Source organism: Neobacillus niacini, assembly GCF_023715785.1.
In the GTDB taxonomy this organism is placed as follows: domain Bacteria; phylum Bacillota; class Bacilli; order Bacillales; family Cytobacillaceae; genus Neobacillus; species Neobacillus niacini_E.
Genome location: NZ_JAMBOX010000008.1, coordinates 45,054 through 70,732, shown reverse-complemented (window position 1 = coordinate 70,732; position 25,679 = coordinate 45,054). Strand labels below are relative to the sequence as shown.

Genomic DNA, 25,679 nt, shown 5'->3' with positions numbered 1-25,679 from the left:
ATTTTATTAGTTTTAAAACGAAATTTGATTGCCGTTCATTTCGAAATATTGAAATTCGGCAGTTTTGGCAGCTGGGCCTAATTTCCTTGTGAAGATGCCCACTTTGGGGTCTGTCAACGAAATATCGATGGAACCGGCATACGCCCAATTTTCACCATCACTGCTATAAAATGCACTATACCTATCACCAGTTTTTTCAATTTTTAGATGAACGTCTTGTGCGCTCATAGTGTCAGTGAAATTTTTGTCAATTGCTCCGCCATTGCGACCTTCCGTAAACCTGATGATCTTGCTCCCTGAGAACGCTCTCCCTAGGGATACATAGTTTTTGTCATCTTGATACACGATGAGTCCCGCAAATTCAAAGTTTTGCGTGGCATCAAATTTGACTTTCGTGGAAATTGTAAAATCACCAGCTTCGTTTGTGACAGGATCCCTTAACAATATATTGCTGGGCTTAGCTGTTTGCGTGTTCGTAAAACTTCCATCCTGGGTCGTAATTTTCATGATTTTTGGATTGCCTTCCACGTACCAATGGCTGCCGGTTTCTCTCACCCAAGACCATCCACTGCTTAAGTTTTTGCCGGGACGCGGTCCAGGTTCCGGATATTGTCCGTTATAGCTGTATACTCTAACATAATCAACAAGCATTTGTTTCGGTGTCGACCAATCCGTGGTTGCGTCAGGATTTCCCGGCCAATCGCCGCCAACCGCCAGATTTAGTCGGAGATGAAAGTCTTTGTCAAAAGGTGCTGGATAAGGGTAATCCGCCACCTCATTGTTGCTTTTGCTAAACCAATCGTTTTTGGTGGCGTATAGATGTCCATCAACGAACCATTTAATTTCACCCGGAGCCCATTCGATACTAAATGTGTGGAAATCATCCGTGAACTTTTGGTTGTCGGGAAGTGTATAATTACCTCCAGAGTGTACATGAGGATTGCCATAATGAATCGTTCCGTACACCTTGCCCGGATCATGACCGAGCAATTCCATAATATCAATTTCGCCTCCAACCGGCCAACCACCGTATACATTGCTGGTCGGCATCATCCAGATGGCAGGCCACATCCCTTTACCTTCAGGTAATTTGGCGCGGATTTCGAATCGGCCATAAGTCCAATCGCCTTTGTTTTTAGTATCCAGCATGGCAGAAGTATATTGGTTTCCTTGATAATTCTCTTTTCGTGCTTCAATCACTAACTTCCCATTCTCAATACGGATATTTTCAGGACGATTCGTATAGTTCTGCAGTTCGTTGTTCCCATAGCCGCCTCCACCTTGGACGTAGTTCCATTTGGATTCATCCAATGCATTGCCATCAAACTCATCGCTCCACACAAGCTTCCATTGTGGGTCATTCGTATCGCCGGGATCAATACCTCCCTCATTATCGCCGGGTTCTTTCCCTTCTTCATTTTTGCCAGGGGTTCCTTTCCCTTTATCGTGCGGAACAGTCACGATTCCTGTTACCGTTGTTACTTCCCCAGATGTAAAGGTGATCGTATACTCAATTGTATATACTCTTCCGTTTCCTTTCCCTAAACGTGTGGCGCGCAGTTCAAAGTCATAATCAGTAGTGCCAAATTTAGCGCCGCTTATATCGTTCTTTGCCGGTTCATTGCTTGTAATTGATGTTAATGATACCCCGGAAATATCTTTCGGGTCACCATCGTATTGCAGTGTTGCATGGATCGGAACCAACTTATTGTTTGCAGGCCACAGTTCCGTCTTATCCAATGTGAGCGTTACCTTCCCATAATCTCGTACTGTTTGGCCGCTGATATTAATCGTCATGCTGCCGGTAACACCGGAACCGTCTTTGGCAGTTGCCACGACTTTCACCTGTCCATCTTTCACAGCAGTTAAAAGTCCATCAGCATCAATAGTTGCTTTGTCTGTTTCCGTACCGTCCGGATTTAAGACGGACCAAATGACTGTTTTGTTATCGGCATTTTCGGGCAGTACCGCAGCTGACATCTGCAGTGTACCGTCTTTAGCCGTAATGGCTGCAGCTCCGCCTTCTCCCATTACAGTTATGGATGCAACAGGATTCCAGAACGGAATGATTCGATCATTTAAAGTAAAATTCATAAACTCCGCAGTCTTAACAGGAATAGAAGTATTTAATTTCCGTACAAAAATCCCCACTTTGGGATTCGTTAGTGAAATCGTAAAGGTATCGGCCAATTGAGTCCATGTAATTCCGTCAGAACTAAAATGGCCGGTATAAGTATTGCCTGTTTTTTCGATTTTTAAATAGATATCTCCAGGTGTCACCGGGTCCGGGTAATTTTTATCCGTTTGCACTAGGTTCGGGCTACTTTTTCCTTGGGAGAACCTGATTTGTTTAGCAGCACCAGGGTTTGATCCATTTGCCTGGCGGCCCAAGGAGATAAAGTTGCCATCATCCTGATAAATAATCAAGCCCGCCCATTCAAAGCCCATGGTTGCATCAAACTTCAGCTTGGTGGAGATGGAAAAATCCTCAGTTGTCCCAGGATTCCTCAGAAGAAGACTCGGCTTCGTTCCGCCCCAACTTCCTTCTTGAGTCGTTAATTTCATTACATTCGCATTTTTGGGGTCAATCGCCCAATTATCTTTGTTTTCTCTTACCCATGTCCAGCCATTCCCCAAAATCATCGTTTGGCCGCTGATGGTAATTGTCTTACTCCCAGTGACACCAGATCCGTCCTGTGCTGTCGCGATTACTTTCACGGTTCCGTCGTCCTGTGCCTTTAACAACCCTGAAGAATCAATTGTGGCTTTGCCGGTAACGTTTTCAACAGACCAAGAGACTGTTGTGACATCCGCATTGGCTGGAGTCACAGCAGCAGACATTTGCAGCGTGCCGCCTTTCGTTGTAATACTAGTTGCTCCGCCTTCACCCGTTACGGTGATGTCAGTAACGTTTACGTTTCGCCCGCTGTATTCCGTAATGGTTTTCCTGTGGCCAGCATAGGTTACGGCTTCACCAAAATTGTTCACTATATGGGTGATTTCACTTCCCGCCATACCAGCTAAAAACACACTGGTCGCATGTTTAACTTTTACGCCCGGAGTATAAGGGACCTCTATTGCGCTATTCAGTTTCACAGCCGCATCCCTAAAAAAGGAATAAATACCAAGTCCATAGGCTTCGTGTGTTGTCACTGTATCTGCCACTTTATAGGAAGCGTAGCCATTCACAGTACCGTTGTTACTCATCCAGCTACCTTGGTCAGGAACATCATACGGGATTTCGGACTGATAGAAGTACATGCGGCCATGTTCGCCACTCCATAACGTTTGGTATTCATGAAAGTGTTCCACAAACAAACCATATATCGTTACATCGTTCCCGTTTACAACAAGGCCATTTGTGGTCGTATTTAAATCCCACGCAACATCTTTGCCATGGTCGGCCCGCCATACCCAGAAATGATCGCCAATAACATTGTTGCTGTTTATTTTAAGGCTGACGTCAGCTCTGCCGACAGCATCTCCGCCTCCAACCCTAAAGAATAGATCGTGAAGAGATGTAGGATTAGCAGAGTGATCTGCCGAACTTCCTTTCGGTCCGACTTCCATTAAAGTAGGCGAACTTTCAGAGCCGGCATCGAATAGGAGTCCAGCAACTTTTACGCCATCTACATCTGCAACCGATAAAGCGGCAACTCCGCCGTGCGGCATCAGAGTGGCGAATCCAAGGCCAAGCACAACCGTGTCAGGTCTTGTTACTCGAATTGTCTCATTCAGATGGTAAATACCTGGGGTAAACAGAATATGTTTCCCCTGATCAAGTGCTGCATTTATGCTTGCAGCATCAGATGTTTCCGGTTTGGCGATATAGAACTGTTCTATAGGTATTGATTTTCCAGCGGTTGGCCCGTTTGCCCAGGTGGTTCCCTTCGTGTCAGTCTGAAGGTCTGGAACAAAAACATGGTAACGATCATTTTCGTCTATAGTTAGGAAAGGTTTTTCCCTCATAATTGGTGCTTCGTTAATAACTGTATTTGAATTTACAGGCCAGTTAGACTCAGGTGGATTATCGACTCCAAGAAAAAAAGTGTTCCAAAGTCCACCAGACCAGTTTTTCATTTCACTATTTCTAGTAAACCATTGCTGTTGTCCTCCGGAAGTAATTTGATTATCAATTTTGGAATCAGCAAGGAAGCCTCCGCTTGCCCATCCTCCGTCATGAAGCTGCAGATTGCCCTGAACATGCATTCGTCTAAAAGGCACCGCTTGTGATACGGCCCATTTATTGGTGCCAGAGGCAGGTTTAATGGCGAAATTTTCAGCCGCACGCCAAAAGTTTTTGGTAGCATTCCCGGGCGGCGTATTCCACCATTCAGCATCAACCGTTACACCACCATTTATGGTGACATCGTCGGGCATTTGCCCCAGGCCGGCTACATGTGTGTAAAAGCCTACTCTGATGTTTGCGTTATATGTACCTGGCTTGAAGAGTAGAGCATATCTCTCTTTTCCAAATTCATTTGATTCTTGTTTTTTAAACACTTCGTTACTAATTCTTTGAATTTCTGAATCTGGGGTTGATTCATCAAATACATAAACATTGGGGCCAAAAGGTCCAGTAGATGCATCTAGTCCCTCGACTCCATTAGAGATCATTGGTTTGGATGCTTCCGATGATTCTTCTGCACTGGTTATCCCTGGTGTAGCGGTGAAAAGACTTACGAACATAGAGAATAAAAGAATGATAGATAAACTTTTTCGCATATTTGCCTCCTAAAAGTTTAAATTTACCTTTGAACCTAGCTACGAATAAAATTCACTATCTAAAAAGCACTACAATACCAATCCACTCCTTTCCCTATTGTTTTTTCTCCTAGTTTGAAAGCGCTATCTATTTTGAACGCATTGAAGCTTATCGGAGAACATTCATATATTCTTAATGTAACAGCTTTTAAATAATGATTATTTGACTATTTTGAAAATAATTTGACATTCCCAGCCGATTGAAAAAGTATTTAGGTAAAAATATTTTGATTTTAGTCAAATCTCTTTCTTGTTCTGAGTTAACCTAAGAGGTTTAATGGATGGTGTATGATAACAGAAAGAGGTGTTTTCGGTGGAAAAAGCTCCAAACTTTGTCGATCATCTTCATAATGAAAATTTTGAACAGCCCTATCTATCAAAAAGTATTACTCATCATAATATGGTCTACGATAGTGGCAGGGAGAAGGAATCTCTGAGCGGTTTTTGGAATTTTGGAATTGATCAGTATGATACTTGCCTTAGGGCTAAATGGTATGAAGAAATATACTTCGATGATGAAGGTAGAAGGCATCCCATGGATTTCAGCTTTGATGAATGGGAGAAAATCAAGGTTCCTTCCTGCTGGAATACACAAAAAGAGAAGTTTTTCTACTACGAAGGAAGTGCGGTTTACACCCGAACTTTCTTATATACCAACCACGGCGAAGAGAGGGTTTTTATTAAATTTGGTGCGGTCAATTATGACGCTAAAATCTTTTTGAATCGGAAATATCTCGGCTTTCACAAAGGTGGTTCGACTCCCTTCTTTATAGAAGTTACCGGCGATCTGAAGGAAACCAACCGGATTCTTGTAGTGGCAAACAATACACGCAAACCGAGCAATGTTCCTACTGAGAATACAGATTGGTTTAACTACGGCGGTATCTATCGGGATGTAGAATTAATCCGCCTCCCTGCAACATTTATTAAAGATTTAATCATCAGCTTGGTGCCTGGCAGTAATTTATCGAAAATCAAAGTGGAACTCGCTGTTAATGGAACGGAGCTTGACGGCCGTGCAGAATGGACGATTGACGAACTTGGGATTCATACTTCGTTTGAGGTAACTGGCGGAAAAGGATTTTTTGTACTTGATGCACAGCCGGAACTATGGAGTCCTGAGAATCCAAAGCTCTATGCTGTGACGGTTGCTTATAAGGATGATGTCATCCACGAAAAAATCGGGTTTAGAGAAATTCGAGTTGAGGGAACAGACATTCTTTTGAATGGAGAGAAGATTTTTCTTAAGGGAATCAGCACGCATGAAGAAAGCGTGTTGAATGGTAAGGCCATTACGGATGATGAAATTATTGAAAACTTCAAACTGGCCAAGGAAATGAACTGTAATTACATGAGACTTGCTCATTACCCTCATACAGAAAAAGCAGCCAAACTGGCTGATGAAATGGGAATCATGCTGTGGGAGGAAATCCCTGTTTATTGGGCTATCCAATTTCATAATGAAGAAACGTATAAGGATGCTGAGAATCAGCTAACGGAGCTAATTAAAAGGGACCGCAATCGAGCTAGCGTCATTATTTGGTCAGTAGGCAATGAGAATGCCGATTCGGAGGCGAGGCTTAAGTTTATGAGTTCACTTGCCCTAAAGGCGAAGGAATTGGATCCGACTAGGCTTGTGTCCGCTGCATGTATGCTTGATCATGTTAACCATATAATTGATGACAGACTAGCCGAGTACTTGGACGTTATCGGGGCGAATCAATATTACGGCTGGTATCAGACGAATTTCAACGATTTGATCAAGCTATTCGAGAACAGCCTGCTGGGTAAACCAGTTGTAATGACTGAGTTTGGTGCTGATGCCAAGGCAGGACATCGAGGGACAATCGATGACAAGGGTACCGAGGACTGCCAGCTTGACATATACAAGAAACAAGTAGAGGTAATAGGGAAAATTTCTTATGTTAAAGGAACTAGCCCATGGATTCTTTATGATTTTCGCTGTCCTCGGAGACTGCATCCAGTCACTCAAAATTATTACAATACAAAGGGACTGCTTTCTGCAGACAAGAGCTATAAAAAGCCAGCTTTTTACGTCATGCAGGAGTTCTATAAGAATAAATAACGCTATCACAAATGGGTTGCCATCAGTATGGGAAGCTTAGATAGATGAAATGATAAATAGACTGTTATATATTCGAATTGGGAGACAAAGACTCTATCGCTTTTAGCTTAGCGGCGGAGTCTTTTTTTATTCCAGCCCTCATATGGAAAAAAAGATGTAAAAATATTTCCGATATTAGTCAAAAAGATGGTAAATCATGGCCGGGTTTTTCTAGTAAAATTAATTATTCAAAGAACGTCTATGAAAAAAGGGGGAATATCCTTATGGGATCTACCTGGATGGATAAACTTTATAGTCTTTGTCAATGGATTTCCCGTTTAGTCTATGTAAATCTTCTCTGGCTCCTTTTTATGGGGATTGGTTTGTTTGTTCTTGGGGCAGCTCCGTCAACAGTGGCGATGTTTTCCATTTTTCGCAAATGGATTAAGGGGGAAACTGGTATACCTGTCTTTTCGTTTTTTTTGGAAAACTATAAAAAAGAATTTTGGAAGGCGAATTGTCTGGGAACTGTGTTAGCAGGAATCAGCATTGTCTTATATCTTGATTGGCGTTTAATTAGTTCCTTACAAGGATTTTTGCAGCCGGTCTTAATAGGTTGTTTACTTGGTGTTGGTTTCCTGTTTCTGGTTGTCATGATTTATATTTTCCCAGTGTATGTCCATTACGAATATAAGACGCTGCAATATATTAAAACGGCATTTCTTATCGGAATCTCTTATCCATTGCATACCGCTACCATGATTTTTTCTGTAATATGTGTAATTTTAATCAGCATTGTATTTAATAGTGTTGGCCTCCTCTTTTTTGGTAGTGGTTTAAGCTATATCCTAATGTATATTTCTAATCTTTTGTTTAGCAAAATCTCGAAACAATATAATCCACTAGCTCCTTAGTGCTGTCTATTTTAACAACCATAGAAATAGACAGCACTGGTGATAATCCTTTTCTTCTTTTTTTCCTATAAACGTAATTGTTGTCAAAATAGTCCTATAACCAGTAAATTTTTTGATATACTCGTAAAAATTGAATTTGCTACACTTTTTATGTAAGGGTTTCCAATATATTAGGTAGGGGGAAAAGTAATGAAGAAAAAACTTTGGTCAATGTTAATCTTCACCATGTTAGTTTGTCTTGTCCTATCCGCATGTTCAGGAAATGATAACAAGGAAAAGGCATCTTCGTCATCGGATGATCCAAAAAAAGAGGAACAAGTCACGATTAAATTCCATACCCATGGTACGGAAGAAAATTACAACTGGAAGACCACTATCGCGGCATTTGAAGAAAAGTACCCTAACATCAAAGTTGATTTAGTGCTTCTCAGTGAAAAGGGAGATTCGGTGGAAGCCATTAAAAAGCTCGATCTTGCGGCTGCATCTGGAGAGCAACTGGATGTGCTGATGTTTACTGACCCGGCATTTTATGCCCAGCGTGTAGGCATGGGAATGACGGCTCCCATTGATGAGTTCATTAAGGAAGAGGGATATAAGGTTTCCGAAGAATACAAAGTAGATACACAAATTGATGGCAAGTATCATGCGCTGCCAGGTAAATTCAACCCTTGGTATGTTCTTTTAAACAAAGACCATTTAAATGCAGCTGGTCTTGAGGTGCCGAAAGATTGGACATGGGATGAATTTGCTGAATACGCAAAGAAATTGACGCGTGACGGCCATTATGGGACATACTTCCATGGACCACAAAATGGCGGCTGGATGGAGTTTACGAAACTTGCACAGGCGAGTGAGGCTGATAATACTGAATTTATTACTGCGGATGGCAAGTCAAATGTCGGCAATCCATTATTCAAGAAGACGCTTGAACTAAGAATGAAAATGGAAAAAGAAGACAAGTCTGCTGTTCCATATTCTGATATTTTATCTCAGAAGCTTCATTACCGTAACCAGTTCTTTAATCAGGATGCAAGCACCATCGTTATTGGCAGCTGGATGAATACCGAACTTGGCGGGACCGATCAATTCCCGTTAAACTTCAATATTGCAGTTGCGCCATATCCGAAAAATAAAAAAGACAGTAAGGGTTATGCACCGGTTACGACCGACTATATGTCAGTTGCTTCCGCATCAAAACACAAAAAAGAAGCCTATACCTTTATCCGCTGGTATACTACCGAAGGACAAATTGTTCAAGGTAAAAGCGTCCCATCTTGGAATAAAGTAAGTGAAACTGATTTAGCCGGTATTGTCGACAAGATTCTCAGCACCCAAAAAACGCCTGAAAAAGTCGATAAAGACTCTCTGATTTTCGTTTTACAAAATGCAAAATCATCTAAGATTATTCCACCGGTATCCTATCAAGCGGAAATCTATAAAGTGATCAGTGAAGAGTATGAAAAATTGACATTTGGCGAGCAGGATATTGACAAGACGATTAAAGCTTCAGAGGAAAGAGTTCAGGAGATTATTAAAAACAACAAATAATCATAGACAATTAGTTGAATTAAAATGATAATTTATTAAGAGGGGTTGTAATTTATTACAGCCCCATCTTTCTATTAGAAAGGGGGACCTCATGTGTGGAATAAAAAACAGCGTATGAAGGCACCTCGTTCTTTTCGTTTTAAAGTCATTTTCATTTCGATTATTTGTTTGGTCATCCCTGCAACGATTACGCTATTTATCTATAACTATCTAACAAAAGATACGTTAAAGAATCAGGCGCTCGCCAATGCGAACCGGGAACTGACAATCGCAAATGAATATGTAGAGAAACTCTTGAGAGATATGATGTACATTGTCAATTTTATTCAACTCGATGCCGAAATGAATACCATTTTAAAAGGCGTTGACAAAAGTAAACCAGAATCCGATTCGGATTATAAACGGTATATCGATGAAAGCAAAATTAATCGAACGATTGAAAATATAACATTGGTCGGAGAAAAAGCGTACGTAACGATTATTTTAAAAAATGGGAAGTCGTACACCAACTATTCTTATTATGAATTCGACCCTAGTAACTTAGTGACGAAAGATTGGTTTAAGCAATTAAATAAATTACAAGGATATGAGTCGGCCTGGATTGCAAGCCAGCCGACCATGATTAATTCCGAACAAAGGAACAATCCTTACCAAATATCAGTTGGAAGGACCTTAAGGGACGAAAACTTAAAGATTTATGGGTATGTACTCGTCACCATCATGGAAAACAAGGTGAATCAAGTATTTGAAAAGCTTCATGGTAGTGAGGAAATGATGATTCTGGATTCATCAAACCATATCATTTCTCATCAGGAGGATTCCAAAATCGGTGACCTATTTCAATATAGTGACCAACTCGTGAAAATAAATTCCTCTAATATTTTCCAAATATCAAATCGAAATTATTTAATTGCGGAACACAATATTTCATTTGTGGGATGGAAGTTGGTCTCGATTATTCCATATAAACAAGCTGTAAACCAAATTAATGAGATTTTTAATAAAGTGTTTATTGTTCATGTTCTTTCTTTTACCATTTTTCTTCTTTTGATGACGTATCTGTTGCGAACGATCACGAAACCAATGGTCTACTTAGGGACTATTGCTGAGGCGGTTAAACGGGGCAATTTATCGATTCGTTCCCGCCTTCGGAGCTACGATGAGGTTGGGAGATTGTCTGAATCCTTCAACCATATGCTGGACCGTGTCAATGAAATGATTGAGGAAATCAAATTTACACAGGAAAGAAAACGAAAAGCAGAGCTGGCGATGCTTCAAGCACAAATCAACCCCCATTTCCTGTTTAATGTCCTTAATTCGATCCGAATGAAGGTATTGGTAAAAGGAGATAAGGACAGTGCAGAGATGATCAGTTCCTTGTCCAAATTGCTTCGTATGACAATCGACAAAAATAAAGAAATAGTCACGTTTCGTGAAGAAGTCCAAATTATCTCAGACTATATCAATATCATGAATATGCGGCAAAAAGAGAAGATCAATGTGGAAATACAGGTCGATGAAGTGTCTTATTCAGAGCGGTTTCCACGGTTTATCCTTCAGCCGATTATCGAAAATTCCATTATTCACGGCCTTAATCAGGGAGCAGGAACGATCATTGTAAAGTCAGAATTGGCAGAAAATCAGTGGGTGATTAAGATTGAAGATAATGGACTGGGGATGGATATGGAAACATTAAGTCTATTGCGAAGCAGGTTAAATCAATCGAATGGAATCGAACAAGGCAATCATGAGAATAATAAAGGGTTCTCATCATTGGGACTGTCAAATGTTTATGAACGAATGTTTATCACCTTTGGAAGATCATTTCAAATGGATATTCAAAGTTCACCTGGAGTAGGTACAAAGGTCATTTTAACCATTCAAAAAGGAGGAAATGCTGATGTACAAAGTAATGCTAGTTGACGATGATTATCCGGTATTACAATTGTTATCCGAAGTAATTGAATGGGATCAGCTTGGAGTGACACTAAAAAGCATGCATGAAAATGGCGCCAGTGCCTTTGAAAAAGCGTTAGCGGACATGCCTGATATATTAATCACGGATATTGGCATGCCGAAAATGAATGGCATTGAATTGACGCAGAAATTAAAGGAGTTAAATCCTAATTTACAGGTTGCGATTTTATCATGCCATGCCGATTTTGAATATGCCCATCAGGCACTCAGGCTGCAGGTCCAAGATTATCTGATTAAAGACACCTTTGTCCCTGAGGAATTATCCGATCTTATAAGGAAATTTAAGAAAAATCTCGATGAAAAAAACAATAAAGCCTCGAAGGTAATCGAGCTAAAACAGATGTTTAATCAAAACAAGGAGAGTATTAAAGAACGGTTCATCAGGAAAACCATCGACTCTTCTGACCTGAATGAGAAAGAATGGCTGATAGAGGCAAAAACGTTTGGCCTTGATTTTGGCAAGACCGGGTATATGGGCGCCATTGCGATGATTCATCATTTCCAAGTTATAAAGGAGAAATTTAAATCAGAAGATGCGCTGACATTTGCGATTAATAATGTTGTATCAGAAAAGGTTGGAAGATTCCGGCAAGATTCAGTCCATTTTCAGCTGGGTGCCAGGGAGTTCTTTGTATTTATTCCCTCCTCTTTAAAGTTAAAAAAGAGTTCAGTTTCTGATGTTAGGGAATGTTTGAGAAGAATTCAGCAATCAATAAAAAGTACACTTAATATATCGTTATCGTTTGTTATTGGTGAAGGCTGCAGTACGATGATAGAGTTTAAGCGGGAGTTAGTGCTTTTAAAGAATAGCAAGCATCAAAGTTTTTATTTGGAGCCTGGGGAGATTGTAGAAAGAAAGGAAATGCCTGAGGCACGATCTGAAGATTTATTGTCCAAATATGATGAGGCTGCAGCACATATGAGAGAGTTAATGATGCTTAGGGATCAGGATAGCATTAATCGTTTTGTTTCCAAATGGATTTCGTTTCTAAAACATGGTCAGTTCCCACCTGAATTGGTAAAAGAATGGGTCCTTAAATTAGTATTGGATTTGAGGGTAAAGCTGAGCGCATTACAGTTTTTTCGGGCCCAACAAACGATTGAATCCATGTACGAAGAAATTTTAGAGGTAAAATTTTTGGGTGAGTTGGAGTCATGGCTTATAGATAATTTTCATTCTTTCCTCTCCTTGGTTAATGAAGTATATGAGCAAACTCGGCGTAAAGAAATCTTGGATGCTTTTAAATATGTGGCAATGAATCTGGAGAAGAAGATTAGCTTGGAAGAGGTTTCTAGCCACCTGTATTTAAATCCAAGCTACTTTAGCCGCTTGTTCAAGAAAGAAGTTGGAGAAACGTTTGTAGAATACGTCACGAAGATAAAAATAAACCGGGCAAAGGAATTGCTAGAACAAACAACAGACTCCGTGGGAAAAATATGCGACAGGCTTGGTTATGATAATCAAAGCTATTTTATCAAGATATTTAAAAACTATGTCGGCGTCACCCCTATCGAGTATCGGGGCGGGAAGGGATGACAAAAAGTCCAGATCATTTCGATGCTGGATTTTTTTCATTCTCAAAAAAACTCACATATAGGAAGAAGTCAAAATTGTGTATGTATTTATCAAAATACCGTTAATAGACGAATCTGCCATTACTTTATAATAGAAATATACTAAAAATCGAGGTGAAGACAATGAGTTTAAAAACTGAACTCACCACACCTGTAAAGGTATCAGAAGCTCCAAAACAGAGAAAGGTCCGTAAGGAGAAAACTGAAAATTTAATAGGCTTGCTTTTTGTATCGCCAATGCTCCTCGGGGTTTCCATCCTAGTGATGCTCCCAATTATCGCTACTTTTGTTCTTAGTTTCGTAAACTGGAGCTTTATCACCCCGCTCTCAGAATTGAAATGGGTGGGATTCGATAATTTCATCAGATTGTTCCAAGATAAAGCCTTTTTAAAATCACTTATGAATAATGCAATCTTTATCTTAACTGTACCGACCTGCATGATGATTTCACTCCTATTGGCTATTATCATTGATCGAAATGTATTTTTCAAAGGATATTTTAAAGTAGCCTTTTTTATGCCGTATATATCAAGTATTGTAGCTATTGCGGTTGTCTGGCAGGTTCTCTTTCATCCATCAGCCGGGCCGATAAATCAGGTACTTATGTCCTTGGGAATGGAGAATCCGCCGAAATGGATTGCTGATCCCAATTTTGCTCTCTTTTCTATTATGCTTATTCAGGTATGGGTATCCATTGGTTTTAACTTGATTGTCTATTTAGCAGGACTGCAGAACATTCCAAAGGATTTATATGAAGCGGCAGATATTGATGGCGCAAATGCCTGGGTGAAGTTTCGATACATTACTTTGCCGATGATTTCACCCACGTCATTCTTCTTATTTATCACCGGCATTATTGCAACCTTTAAGGTGTTTGACCTTATTGCCGTACTGACAAAGGGTGGGCCAATAAATTCTACCTCCATGATTGTCTGGAATCTGTATGAAACCGCTTTCGTTAATTTGAAGATTGGCCCAGCTTCAGCCATGGCTGTTGTACTCTTCGTAGTTGTATTCACAATTACGGTAATTCAATGGGTCGGGCAGAAAAAATGGGTGAATTATTAAGGGGGGGAAGACATGGCAAGGTCATTAATTATTAGAAAAAGTATTATCACAATCATTATGCTCGCCTGCAGCATCCTGTTCCTATTACCATTTGCGTGGATGCTTTCGGCATCTTTTAAAATTGAAGCAGATGTCTTTAAATTTCCAATTCAGTGGATTCCGGAAAGATGGAATGGTGTAGCTAATTATAAGGAAGTTTGGTTTGGAAAACATCCATTTTACATTTATTACTTGAATACGATTAAAGTAACGGTACTAACTACACTGATCTCCGTTACCATATCTTCACTTGCCGCTTACGGTTTTTCTAAGGTCAAATTCCCATTGGGAAAAGTCCTGTTTATTTTTGTATTGGCAACTTATATGGTACCGCAGCAGGCAATTCTCGTTCCCCAATTTATTTTATACCGAAAAATTGGCTTATTCGACAGCCATTTGGGATTGGTGTTACTCGGCAGTTTTAGTGTTTTGGGAACGTTTATGCTGAGGCAATTTTTTATGAGTATTCCTAACGACTTGATTGAAGCTGCAAAAATTGATGGTGCAGGGCACTGGAAGATATTTTGGTCCATAGCTATGCCAATTGTTAGACCGGCAATTGCGACGTATGGGATACTCAGATTTATTTGGACCTGGAATGACTATCAAAACCCACTGATTTTCTTGCGTACTGACAGTTTATTAACAATTCCGGTAGCAATGCAGAAATTCTCCACCATCAATGGTGAATTTTATTCCTTGATTATGGCGGCAGCAGTATCAGCGATTCTGCCGTTAGTGATCGTCTTTATTATTGGCCAGAAACAAGTGATTGAAGGGATTGCATTAGGAGGAGTAAAAGGGTAAGGAGCTAAGTTCGCCCCCGATCATCGGAATCTAAGTTCGTAAAAGCGGTTATCCCAAATAGGAAGGCCGCTTTTTTTGTTGTAAAACGAAAGAATATCAGTCTTTACATAGTAGATCATGCAGAAAGCCATGCTCACGACAAAAGAATGGCTGCGATAGAAATGCTTTAAAGGTTTACCTGTGATAATAATGATTGGCGATTTGTACAATAAGTAGAATTCGACAAACCTCATGGTTCCCCCAGTAAATAACAGAACAGGCCTGTCCCAGGTAGCAGGGGCAGGCCTTCCTTTTACTTAAACGTGACATTTACCTTATAACCAATATTCTTAAAAAATTCCTTTAACACTTTTTCTGCATTTTTCTCTGCAGTATCTAGTAAACCAATAGATTTGGCTTCTTTACGCATTAGCTCTTGTGCCTCAGCGGCCTTGTCAAACCCCTCATCCATTTTAGTATCAGCACGGAAAAGCCCACCATTTTCATAGGTTATTATTTTATCCATCTGTAATGACGGTTCCTGGATGAGCTTGGCAGGAGGAAGGGTAATATCTATTACTTTTGTTTTTTCATTAATATCCATGTCCTTAGAAGTAATCCCTTTCAAATCAACACCAGCAATGACCGTCCCAGGTACAATAAATAATAGTTCTCGCTTCGTTCCTGGCAGATTCTTAGCGATGTCTTTCCCGAAAATCTTATTATCCTCTTTGTGTATAACTGCCTTCATATGAGCTTCAGCTGTTGCCAATGTGGATAGCTCTTGAACATGTTCAACAAAGATGACAGACTCTTGTTTGGAGTTACTGCCCGTAAATAGCCAAATTCCAATTCCTGCTAAAGCGAGGACTAATAAACCAAGGATGGCCAAAATAATATTTAATCTACCCGCTTTTAAGAAAAACTTAAATTTTCCTTTCGGTGGAGAAAAGGTCCTTGAGTTATAATCTACCGCAATAGCTGCCGCACTTTGCTGTTGTGCTTCCTTTAATTCTATTAATAGTCTTTCTAGCTGTGCAATTTTTTCGTCTTTTTCTCTATTTGTATCCATCTTTTTCACCTTTATCCTTATCATCCACTAATCTATTATGTGAGGAATTTTAATAATGCCTCACATAAAGAAATTTTATACTAGTATTTTGGGGTCAGTCCCCAGCTGCTTTAAAGCTTTACCTGAATGGGGACTGCCCCCATTTTTTAAGCGGTCTTTTTCAAATATTTTTAGTTGTACTAACCGGCAAAATGGTCCTAATTGAACTCTTTTTTTATCAATGATACCCCTCCAATGTAAAATTATCCCTTATCTAAAAATATACCAAACTTTTGAGTGAATAAGGAGTTAATAGTTCAGTAGAAATAATTTTTTTGTTTATCGATTAAAAGGGGTATTCAAAGAGAAGAGTGGCCCTACTTGGAGTGATGACTCTCTTTACATATAAGCAGTGATCCCCTTTTCCGTAAGCTGATCGTTGAATTGAAAGGCCATTTCCTCATAGGACTTAATGGTTTTTTTAAAACGTTTCCCCCATTTTTTATCAACATAGATACGCTTTTTGAAATTTGATAAGGTACTAGGGATAGTGTCGAAAGGGATTTTGGCGAGAATTGTCGAATTACTTACTACTTAAGAAAACTTCAACAGGAAAAATAGTAAGTGTGTTTATATGGGAGTTGAGAATACAATGCAAGTAATTACGCTATGCGGTTCGACAAAATTCAAGAAACAGTTTCGAGAAATGGAAGCTGCCCTTACACTGCAGGGGAATATTGTATTAAGCCTTGGTTTTTTCGAACAAAGTGAAGGGATAAAAACAACCAAAGAGCAAGAAAAACTCTTTGAGGAACTGCATCATCGGAAGATTGATATGTCGGATCAAATCGTGGTCATTGATGTTAACGGATATATTGGAACCAGCACAGAAAAAGAAATAGAGTATGCAAAAAGTAAGGATAAGGTTATACGATATTATTCTGAAATCATACAGAAGTAGTCCTTTTGCATATGCTAGAATGAGTTACATTATCTGAGTAAAAAGTATAAAGAGTGTCAAAATGTTATAATTTAAGTGCTGTCACGCCCCGTCATTTGTCGATTTGACAAGATTCGGGTGGTGCCAGGCACTCTTTTAAAGAGGGAAACAATATGAACGAGTCTGTTTTCACTATTTTAATATTAGTTTGTTTGGGGATCCCTATTGCAGGCTTTGTCATTTTGCTTTTGTTAGGTTTTTTTGGCAAAGAATTCGATTATCTCCAAATTGAAAATAAGAAAATGGAAATGGAGAAGGAATTGCATCGGGTGGAATATTTGCAATTAAGCCAGCAGATTCAGCCGCATTTTTTGTTCAATTCCCTCAATGCGATGCTGTCGTTAAACCGCCTAGGCAGAAATGTGGATGTGGAGCACGCTTTAGAGGAATTTTCGAAATTTGTTCGTTATAAATATACGGAAAAGGATGCACTTGTCCCATTTCAAAAAGAATTGGCCTATACCTCGCACTATATTTCGATTCAAAAGATCCGGTTTGGGGATCATTTGCATTTGAAGTATGAGATCGATCAAAATGCGGAACCTACTTATTTGCCTCCCTATGTCCTCCAGACGTTGGTGGAAAATGCGTTTAAACATGGGTTAGAGAAAAAAATCGGCCGAAAAGAATTAACCATTTTGCTTAAACGAAAAGGGAGCTGGGTGACCTTATTTGTCTGTGACAATGGTCCTGAGTTTGTTGTCGGAGAAAGTCCCCATCTAGGCGTAGGGCTGGAGAATATCCGTAAACGGTTGACGTTAATTTTTGATTTATATACGGAAGTTTCGATTTCAAGGGAGAAGGGTGTAACCATCGCAAAAGCGGTTTGGCCGTACACACCGGAGGGGAGAACATGAACATATTACTTGTGGATGATGAACAGCTGGAATTGGAACAGCTGCACTATTTAATTCAGCAAAGATATCCATCCTGGACTGTTTATAAAGCAGAGGATGCAGTGCAGGCAAAGAAAGTGCTCAAGCAGCATCAGATTGATTTAGCCCTCTTGGATATCCACTTACCTGGAGAGTCAGGCTTGGATTTGTGTTTATATATTAAGGAGAATTATGAAACGGAATGTATCATGATTACCGCGTTTGAAACGTTTCAATACGCAAAACAGGCGATTCGTATGCATGTCTTCGATTATATCGGAAAACCTGTGATCAGCGAGGAATTTTATCAGTCATTAGACCGTTTTAGGGAGCAGTATGGGTACTTGGAGGGAGTCTCACCGGCGGTTAAACAGGTCATCGATTTGATTCGAAAAAACTACTCCTCTAAATTAAACTTGAAGGATTTATCTGAGCAAGTACATATGGCACCAACCTATTTAAGTAGGAAGTTTTCTGAAGAACTGGGAATGAGCCTGCAGGAATTTATTATTTCGTTTCGGATTGACAGGGCGAAGCAGCTGTTAAAGGAACATCCGGATTGGAGTATTCATAAAATTGCCGAGGAAACCGGATTCGCAAGCTTGCACCATTTCAGCTCTACGTTTAAAAAATTGGTGTCCATGTCACCTAGCCGGTATAAGGAGAGCTTGGTTCATGATTGATTGGTATATGATTTTATTCTTAGCGGCGGGGATCATTATTTTTGTTTTAAATAAGGTAGCCGAGCATCGGACGCCGCACGAATACCTCTTACTAGGGGGAAAATACGGAATCAAGCAAGGGACGATTTTGTTGTGGGCTTCTTTCTTTGGCGGCTATTCTTTATTCATGCCGGCTTATTTCGTCTACCATTTTGATCTACTAATCAGTGTGGGATACTTTTTATGCTTTTCCTTGTTTATTTATTTCGTGACGGCAGGGGTTTTAAGAAAATCTCAAATGAATGGTGTTAATGAACCGGTATTGACGCAATGGTACCGAAATAAGTTTACAGCAACTGGATTTCGGTTCTTTTTGCCTCTCTTAATCGTCGCCAATCTGGACGGTTTATTGTTGCAGCTTACCTTGGCTAACAAGTTATTTCGGCTCTGGTTTCCACAGCAACCGGGTCTTTTTGTTGCTTTAATCCTGCTTTTTTGCGTGATTATTGCCGGATTAGGAGGCATGTTTACGATTTACCGGACGGTTCATTTGCTTTTATTCATATGCGGGTTTGCCTTTTTGTTTGTTCCTTTATTTTTATATCTGAAGGATGGAATTCATCCGATTTTCGAAGCCTATCTTACCTTTAAAAACAACGATCAAGGCTTGGGTTGGGCGGACATGTTGACGTTATTTGCTGCCTTGCCGCTTGCTTTTATAGGCTGGCTGTTAACAAATTCATTTTTCGTTCAAGTATTGATGTCGATTAAAGGAAATTATCGGATTCCTTCGCTGAAGCTATCCATTTTTTGTGCCGCATCGATCCCAGCTTCCATTTTAATATACGGTATTTATATGGTGAGTAAATATCACCCTGATTCTTTTTTCTTATTTAGTAGTGAACTGATGCGGAATTCATCTGGGATAATCCTATTTTTAATTAGTTTAGTTTGGCTGTCCGGTGTGGTTCATTCGCTCGTGATTTCTTTGTATTCCATGGCATCGCTTTTTCTATATACTTTTCCAAACCGATGGCATCCTGCAAAGAAAATCAGGATCATGTACCTCATGGTGATGGTACTTTCACTGCTTGTCTATATCAGCCAATATTGGCTGGTCAACTACGTAACGATTCTTTTTGTCGGCTATCTTCTGTTTTATTTGACCGTTTCTTTCCCTTTAAGGGCTTTGGTAGGGAGCGATAAGAAATATTCCTATGGGCTGGCTAGTTTCATAGCCCTTTTTTGGTGCCTTGGCATTATCCTATTCCTTGTCAGTCAAAGCGTTTTTTTAGCTGTAAAGATGACGATCCTGTTTTCTGTGGTTTGTACGGCCGGACTTAAATTATCAAACTTTTCAAAAATGGGCAACATTTTGCAAAAGTAGGTTAAGAAAACACAAAAATAATTATCTAAATCTTCCTATAATTGAAATAAAGGAGGATGATAGAAATGACGGAGACACTAACACGTGGATCATATATTTATGAAATGAGTAGCAAACATCAACCTGCTATTCGGGTTAAATCTGGCAGTGAAGTGATCGTTGAAACGTATGATTGCTTTTTAAATCAAATTACCTCTGATTCGGCGACGTATTCTTCGATTGACTGGAATCAAATTAATCCGGCAACAGGCCCTATTTTTGTCGAGGAAGCCGAGCCAGGGGATATTCTGGCAGTTCACATTTCGAAAATTGAATTAGCTGATCAAGGAGTCATGGTAACCGGTCCTGATTTAGGTGTGATGGGCAAAAGAGTTTCCAATTTTGCCATTAAGATGGTGCCGATTGAAGATAACCATGCGATCTTTAATGAAACCATCCATATACCGTTAAATCCTATGATTGGTGTAATCGGCGTTGCCCCAAAAGAGGGGGATGTTGCCTGCGGAACACCTGGTGATCATGGCGGAAATATGGATACCACTTTAATCGCCGAAAATGCGACTGTTTATTTCCCGGTTTTTCATAAGGGGGCATTATTTTCATTAGGAGATTTACATGCTGCCATGGGTGATGGCGAGGTGGGGGTATCGGGAATTGAAATCCCTGCGAAGGTAACCGTGACCTTATCAGTGATTAAAGGGGAATCGCTGCGGACGCCGCTTGTGGAAAACGAAGAGGGCATCGCTTTCATCGTGTCTAAGGAGACGCTGGATGAGGCTGCTGATTCAGCGGTAGAAGAAATGGTGGATTATTTACTGGAAAGAACGGAAATGTCAATTGAGGAAATTGCCATGCTGCTAAGCGCAGCCGGTCAAGTTCAAGTAAGCCAAATTGTGGATCCACTGAAGACGGCAAGATGTTATGTACCGAAAAGTATCTTAACTAGTCTTCAAATCGGGAAAGTATTTTAAGGGGGGGGAAGTTACATGGAAGCAAGAAAAGTAGCAGCTCCCGCACAGAAGCCACTATATAAACAAGAATTAAAACGTTCTCTTACCTTTTGGGACTTACTCATTTATGGAATGGTCTTCATGGTGCCGATTGCTCCGTTTGGCATTTACGGCTCTGTCGCGCAAGGCTCCAATGGGATGATTGCCCTCGCGTATTTAATCGGGATGGTTGGAATGATTTTTACAGCGTTCAGTTATGCCCGAATGTCAGAAGCGTTCCCAATCGCGGGTTCCGTTTATTCTTACGCCCAAAGAGGCATTAATGATTCGGTTGGCTTTATTGCCGGCTGGCTCATTTTACTGGATTATATTTTTGTTCCGGCATTATTATATTTAGTCAGTGCATCCGCCTTACATGATATGGCTCCGGGAGTTCCGCTTATCGTCTGGGTAATCATTTTTATCGCCATTAATACGGTCATTAATATCCGGGGGATTGAATTTACGGCGCGGGCCAATAAAATTATCGTCATCTTGGAATTAATCATCTTAGCCATATTTGTGATTGTTGGCATCGTGGCCATAGCTAAAGGGGTAAATGGAGCAGAAGTGACCATTAAACCATTATATGATAAAAGCCATTTTAGCATGAGTATGGTCATGGGGGCTGTTTCCATTGCGGTGCTTAGCTTCTTGGGATTTGACGGGATTTCCACATTGGCTGAAGAAACGAAGGATGGCAGCAAATCGATTGGGAAAGCGTGTATTTATGCTCTGTTAACGGTCGGTGCCTTATTTATTATCCAAACATGGGTAGCAGCCCTTATTTGGCCAGACTTCAAAAGCTTTGATAATCCGGATGTCGCCTTCTATCAAATTGCTGAAGTAGCTGGCGGAACATGGCTTAAATATGTAACGATCTTAGCAACTGCCCTCTCTTGGGGAATTGCAAACTCGTTGGTGGCACAAGCTGCGATTTCTAGAATCCTGTTCAGTATGGCAAGAGATCGCAAGCTTCCGCAGATTTTAGCAAAGGTTCATCCAAAATATCAAACACCCTATATTGGAACCATTGTTATTGCGATTCTGTCTGTTATTGTAACGGTTGCGTTTGAATCACAAATAGGAGCATTGTCTTCCGTTGTTAACTTTGGGGCATTATCTTCCTTTTTATTCTTGCATTTGTCCGTAATCAACTATTTCATGCGGAAAAAGCAAAGCAAGGATTATGTCAAACACTTGATCCTTCCAATCATCGGATTCATTATTATTGGTTATGTTTGGATTAACCTGGATCCACTTTCTAAGCAACTTGGCTTTATCTGGCTGGGAATTGGCATTGTCTATTTAATTGTTTTGAAGCTAATGAAGAAGGATACTGGCTTGAAATTGGATTAGGCTGGCGGGCAACTATTTTAAAATTGTCCGGACAAAGGAGAACCACCGATGGAATGATTAATCGGTGGTTCACTTTGTTTTTTAGTAATAACTATCAAAAGAGTGCCTGTCACGACCCGCACTTTGTCGTTTTCTTTTCGACATTAATCGGGTGGTGCCAGGCACTCTTTTTCAAAACGACAATAGCTAAATAGCACATATTTTCGTCCTATTATATGTAAAGGCTTCAACTATTGATATGGTTGGAAAACTGTTCGAACGTTTGTTTAAATACAAATAAAGGACTTTTTTCAAGCTCGTTCATCCAAGCTCTGAGAAAGTTTTAAAAAATTTTATAAATTCCTCCAACACTTTGCGGTCTTAAACCGTTAACTATATGAGAACGCAGAATTAAACAAAGTGTCTTCGCTTAAAGCGAAAGCGCCGGGGCAGTCTCCGAGTAAAAATTCTTCATTCATAACCCAAATTATGAAGTGATAAGAAAAGAGCAAGCGCTCTGTTCAACAATGTATGACCTCCTCGAAAAAGCTAACGCTTTTCCTTCGTGCGATGCTTATGCTGCCGAAGTCTTCCTTATGGAGCGCTTCAACTGAGATAAAGCAAACACGAAGAGCGCAGCGCATTCGTGTTTGACTTATCGTAAGGGTGAAGTGCGAAGGACACTAGCCGCTAGGGCTTTGGAGCTAGATAATCCTCAAAGTCAAAATTTATACTTCCTTATCTTTTAAAAAAACAAAAGTGAGTGATCAAAGTGGAAGTGAGTGATTTATATGAAAAGTTAAAAGACGATCTTCACCGCTTTGCCCGGTCGATAGCTAGGCATGAACAAGAAGCGAATGACCTTGTTCAGGATGCTGTGCTTAAGGCACTTAGGGAAGAACAGCTTCTCACTTTACCGGACTATAAGCAGCGGGCATGGTTCTTCCGTGTCATGAAAAACAAAATGATTGATGAACGAAGAAAAGAAAAATGGTTAACTGAGTGGGAGGACGATTTAGATTTTTCCATTCGGGAAGCGGCCCATAGCCACCAAGAAATAACGGAACTCTTATCCTGTTTGCCACAGGAAATAAGTGATTTAATATTCAAGCGCTATTGGCTGGGGCTTTCCAGCCAGGAAATCGGTAGTCAATTGGGAATTCCAGCCGCAACGGTGCGTTACAAACTTCATTTAGCCATCAAAAAATTAAGAACGGTACTAGAGGAGGAAAAACAATGAATCAACGAATTGGAAATGTTGGATTATTAAATTTGCTGGATGCGACAGAAGAAAGCATTAAGGGAATTGAACGAATTGAAAATGTCGGAATGGTACTTTATCGAAAAGGGAATGCCCATCTTTTAACGGGGTTGAATATTGGAAATATTGGTTCGACCTGTGAGTTACCGGAGGGCTATAGCATTTTAAATGGAATACTGAAACTTGATCAGGCATACCTGAACTCTATTTCGAAATCGATACATCTACTGGTGAACGGCGAAGTCATCGTTGACAAAAACATTCAACCTGATGATTTGAAAATAGGGCTGCTTCATTTAATGGTGAATGGGAAGGTTTATTGCCCTGATCATCTCTCCGGCATACTAAGCGCTATTATCTCCAAAGGGGCATTTGAGCTTGAAAGCTATCAAGAGACACCGCCACGGTTGGAAAGCGGTAAATTCACTTTAACAAATTCCTTCCTCCGAGCCATTGATGAGCAAGCGTATTTAGTTATAAGTGGAGTTCTTTCCTTTTCAAAGGATTTAAACATGGAGAAATTTGACGAAAAAATAAGCAGGTTGGAGGTTAACGGAAAAATCTCTCTTTACGAAGAACAGGAAGCCTTTTTATATAAAAAAGCAGCTTCTTTAGCGGGCTGTAAGATAGAGGTGATTCCGGCAGGTTATGAGGTGTTAAATAGGACGCTCCGGTTAAATAACCGTTCGATTCGCCGTTTTAAACAGAAAAATTTATATACTAAAAAGCCGATTTTATTTGATGCCGATGTACAAAGAGATATAATCACCGAGACCATTGCCAAGGTTCATTCCACATCTATTATCGTTTGCCATGAGCAGATAGAAGATCTTATGTATGAACTCACAAGCTCGTTGGATACAGAAATATTATCTTATGAACATAGCTTTATCATGATTGAGGGGGAAGAAGTCTGGTCGAACGAACAATTCCTAGCTTTAGATGAACCGGCCAATTTTATCGTTAATGGCAAGCTTGTTCTTGATAAAGATGTAAGCGAAGAGGTACTGAGAAATAAGGTTACCGAAATAGATAACCTGGGGGAAATAACGGTCCGAGATAAGAGATTAAAAGGTGTTCTTCAAAACATCGTCCGAGTAAATACAGGCATTGTTGAAGAAGAAAAGGTAAAAGAACAAGGGGCGGCTCTTCATAATGTTGGTAAACTATCTCTTTAAGAAAGGGATGAATAGAAATGTTTCTTGTAAATGAATATACTCTCAAGCAACGAATGAAAGATGTCCAAGAGGGGTATAAACAATGCCAGTCGGAGCAGTTTAGATGGGTTGGGAAACAGAGAAATAGAAGATCGTTTTGGAAAAAACTCTTGACTTGTGTAGTTGGCCGCGGTGAAAAGGTTGTCGTGAGCAAGGGAAGTAACCGGCATCTTTAATGAGAGAGTAGCTTTGGGTGGAAAATACTTTAATAAGAGATAAAAGAACGATGCTCTCGAAATAAGAGCATCGTATTTTTCTATTGAAGTTGTCGGTCTTATGTCTTAATTGGAAGGGAATTTTATAGAAAGTACTTTTTCACTACCGCCCCGTTAGTTCAAGATGAAGCCTTGAAGTGATACAAATAATATAAATAAAGAAGCAACTATACTAATCAAACCATAACCCTTTCGTCCTTTCCGAAATTCTTCTAATCCCATTACTAGAATAAGAGAAAGGCTTTACTCTAGTTAAAGTAAAGCTATCAGTTTGTTGAAGGACAAAGTTCCTCTCAATATGAAACAAGAAAAATTATTTCTTGGATAGATAATATCGTTCATTTGCAAAAAAATATAGTACCTGCTGAATATTGTGATCTTCAAATTGACGTTTTATCAGGTCAACCTTCTGCTTCGCAGCTTCGGTCTATTATTCATTTTTAATTTTGTAGCAAAAACATTGTGGGTTATTCAATTTGGGAAAAAAGGACGTTGACAACTCCGTCCTACAAGTGTAGTCTTTATTGTGGATTACACTTGTAGGATGGAGGAGAAAGATGAAGAAAGCAGAGTGCAATATATCTGATGCAGAGTGGATTGTAATGAAGGTGCTATGGGAAGAAACTCCATCTCCATTAACTTCTGCGAAGATAGTAGAGGCTGTAAGTTCTAAGAAGAAATGGAGTCCCAAAACAATTCATTCATTAATAAGTAGACTGGTAAAAAAAGGTGCTATAGGTGTAAATAAGGAGATGCCTCTTTATGAGTATTATCCTTTGGTAGATAAAAGAGACTGTGTACTGGAAGAAACAAGGTCGTTTCTGCAAAAGGTATACGATGGTTCTATCCACCTTATGCTCGCCAATTTTATAAAAGAAGAGAAGATTTCTGAGAAGGAAATAGAAGAACTCGAAAGATTGCTTAATAAAAAAAATAACGATTAAAAGG

20 protein-coding genes are annotated in these 25,679 nt (G+C 39.9%); 17 read left to right on the top strand and 3 right to left on the bottom strand.

Annotated elements, in window-relative coordinates; genetic code table 11:
* Window positions 1-12 precede the first annotated feature (12 nt).
* The gene (locus tag M3234_RS15270) at window positions 13-4,725 is read right to left on the bottom strand and encodes a beta-xylosidase family glycoside hydrolase (protein WP_262305556.1); all 4,713 of its coding nucleotides are present in this window, start codon (window positions 4,723-4,725) and stop codon (window positions 13-15) included.
* Window positions 4,726-5,077: 352 nt separating this feature from the next.
* On the opposite strand from M3234_RS15270, the gene M3234_RS15265 reads away from it, so the two are divergent.
* The 7 genes from M3234_RS15265 to M3234_RS15235 all read left to right on the top strand — a co-directional run bounded on the left by M3234_RS15265 (window position 5,078) and on the right by M3234_RS15235 (window position 14,757).
* Window positions 5,078-6,850, top strand: a complete 1,773-nt coding sequence (locus M3234_RS15265) for a glycoside hydrolase family 2 protein (RefSeq protein ID WP_262305555.1) — start codon at window positions 5,078-5,080, stop codon at window positions 6,848-6,850.
* Between the two features lie 77 nt (window positions 6,851-6,927).
* The gene (locus M3234_RS15260; RefSeq protein ID WP_262305554.1) at window positions 6,928-7,743 is read left to right on the top strand and encodes a YesL family protein; all 816 of its coding nucleotides are present in this window, start codon (window positions 6,928-6,930) and stop codon (window positions 7,741-7,743) included.
* A 189-nt stretch (window positions 7,744-7,932) separates the two neighbouring features.
* Window positions 7,933-9,291 (top strand): ABC transporter substrate-binding protein, encoded by a 1,359-nt coding sequence (locus M3234_RS15255; protein ID WP_262305553.1) that lies wholly within the window; start codon window positions 7,933-7,935, stop codon window positions 9,289-9,291.
* 93 nt (window positions 9,292-9,384) lie between these two features.
* Complete coding sequence (locus tag M3234_RS15250; protein ID WP_262305552.1) at window positions 9,385-11,214, top strand: cache domain-containing sensor histidine kinase; 1,830 nt, start codon at window positions 9,385-9,387, stop codon at window positions 11,212-11,214.
* Complete coding sequence (locus M3234_RS15245; protein ID WP_262305551.1) at window positions 11,192-12,805, top strand: response regulator transcription factor; 1,614 nt, start codon at window positions 11,192-11,194, stop codon at window positions 12,803-12,805. The genes M3234_RS15250 and M3234_RS15245 overlap by 23 nt, the downstream gene beginning before the upstream one ends.
* Window positions 12,806-12,966: 161 nt before the next feature.
* A complete protein-coding gene (locus tag M3234_RS15240; RefSeq protein ID WP_262305550.1) occupies window positions 12,967-13,911 on the top strand; it encodes a carbohydrate ABC transporter permease in 945 nt (314 codons plus the stop codon).
* Between the two features lie 12 nt (window positions 13,912-13,923).
* On the top strand, window positions 13,924-14,757 hold the full coding sequence (locus M3234_RS15235) for a carbohydrate ABC transporter permease (RefSeq protein WP_262305549.1): 834 nt from the start codon (window positions 13,924-13,926) through the stop codon (window positions 14,755-14,757).
* 292 nt (window positions 14,758-15,049) lie between these two features.
* Here M3234_RS15235 and M3234_RS15230 read toward each other — a convergent pair whose 3' ends face one another.
* The gene (locus M3234_RS15230; RefSeq protein ID WP_262305548.1) at window positions 15,050-15,808 is read right to left on the bottom strand and encodes a DUF4230 domain-containing protein; all 759 of its coding nucleotides are present in this window, start codon (window positions 15,806-15,808) and stop codon (window positions 15,050-15,052) included.
* A gap of 631 nt (window positions 15,809-16,439) precedes the next feature.
* On the opposite strand from M3234_RS15230, the gene M3234_RS15225 reads away from it, so the two are divergent.
* The 9 genes from M3234_RS15225 (at window position 16,440) to M3234_RS15185 (ending at window position 24,692) form a co-directional block, all read left to right on the top strand.
* Entirely contained in the window at window positions 16,440-16,748 is a 309-nt protein-coding gene (locus tag M3234_RS15225; RefSeq protein ID WP_262305547.1) for a hypothetical protein, read from the top strand.
* A gap of 152 nt (window positions 16,749-16,900) precedes the next feature.
* Window positions 16,901-17,644, top strand: coding sequence for a sensor histidine kinase (locus M3234_RS15220; RefSeq protein WP_262305546.1), 744 nt, complete (start codon window positions 16,901-16,903; stop codon window positions 17,642-17,644).
* Entirely contained in the window at window positions 17,641-18,345 is a 705-nt protein-coding gene (locus M3234_RS15215) for a response regulator transcription factor (protein WP_262305545.1), read from the top strand. Before M3234_RS15220 ends, M3234_RS15215 begins: the two co-directional genes overlap by 4 nt.
* A complete protein-coding gene (locus tag M3234_RS15210) occupies window positions 18,338-19,711 on the top strand; it encodes a hypothetical protein (RefSeq protein ID WP_262305544.1) in 1,374 nt (457 codons plus the stop codon). Before M3234_RS15215 ends, M3234_RS15210 begins: the two co-directional genes overlap by 8 nt.
* 65 nt (window positions 19,712-19,776) lie before the next feature.
* The gene (locus M3234_RS15205) at window positions 19,777-20,682 is read left to right on the top strand and encodes an acetamidase/formamidase family protein (protein ID WP_262305543.1); all 906 of its coding nucleotides are present in this window, start codon (window positions 19,777-19,779) and stop codon (window positions 20,680-20,682) included.
* 15 nt (window positions 20,683-20,697) lie between these two features.
* Window positions 20,698-22,059, top strand: coding sequence for an APC family permease (locus tag M3234_RS15200; RefSeq protein WP_262305542.1), 1,362 nt, complete (start codon window positions 20,698-20,700; stop codon window positions 22,057-22,059).
* Between the two features lie 751 nt (window positions 22,060-22,810).
* Entirely contained in the window at window positions 22,811-23,278 is a 468-nt protein-coding gene (locus tag M3234_RS15195; RefSeq protein WP_262305541.1) for an RNA polymerase sigma factor, read from the top strand.
* Window positions 23,275-24,477, top strand: a complete 1,203-nt coding sequence (locus tag M3234_RS15190; RefSeq protein WP_262305540.1) for a hypothetical protein — start codon at window positions 23,275-23,277, stop codon at window positions 24,475-24,477. Before M3234_RS15195 ends, M3234_RS15190 begins: the two co-directional genes overlap by 4 nt.
* Window positions 24,478-24,494: 17 nt before the next feature.
* On the top strand, window positions 24,495-24,692 hold the full coding sequence (locus tag M3234_RS15185) for a hypothetical protein (RefSeq protein ID WP_262305539.1): 198 nt from the start codon (window positions 24,495-24,497) through the stop codon (window positions 24,690-24,692).
* Window positions 24,693-24,845: 153 nt separating this feature from the next.
* Here M3234_RS15185 and M3234_RS15180 read toward each other — a convergent pair whose 3' ends face one another.
* A complete protein-coding gene (locus M3234_RS15180) occupies window positions 24,846-24,953 on the bottom strand; it encodes a DUF3953 domain-containing protein (protein ID WP_262305538.1) in 108 nt (35 codons plus the stop codon).
* A 335-nt stretch (window positions 24,954-25,288) separates the two neighbouring features.
* On the opposite strand from M3234_RS15180, the gene M3234_RS15175 reads away from it, so the two are divergent.
* On the top strand, window positions 25,289-25,675 hold the full coding sequence (locus tag M3234_RS15175; protein ID WP_262305537.1) for a BlaI/MecI/CopY family transcriptional regulator: 387 nt from the start codon (window positions 25,289-25,291) through the stop codon (window positions 25,673-25,675).
* The last annotated feature ends 4 nt before the right edge of the window (window positions 25,676-25,679 follow it).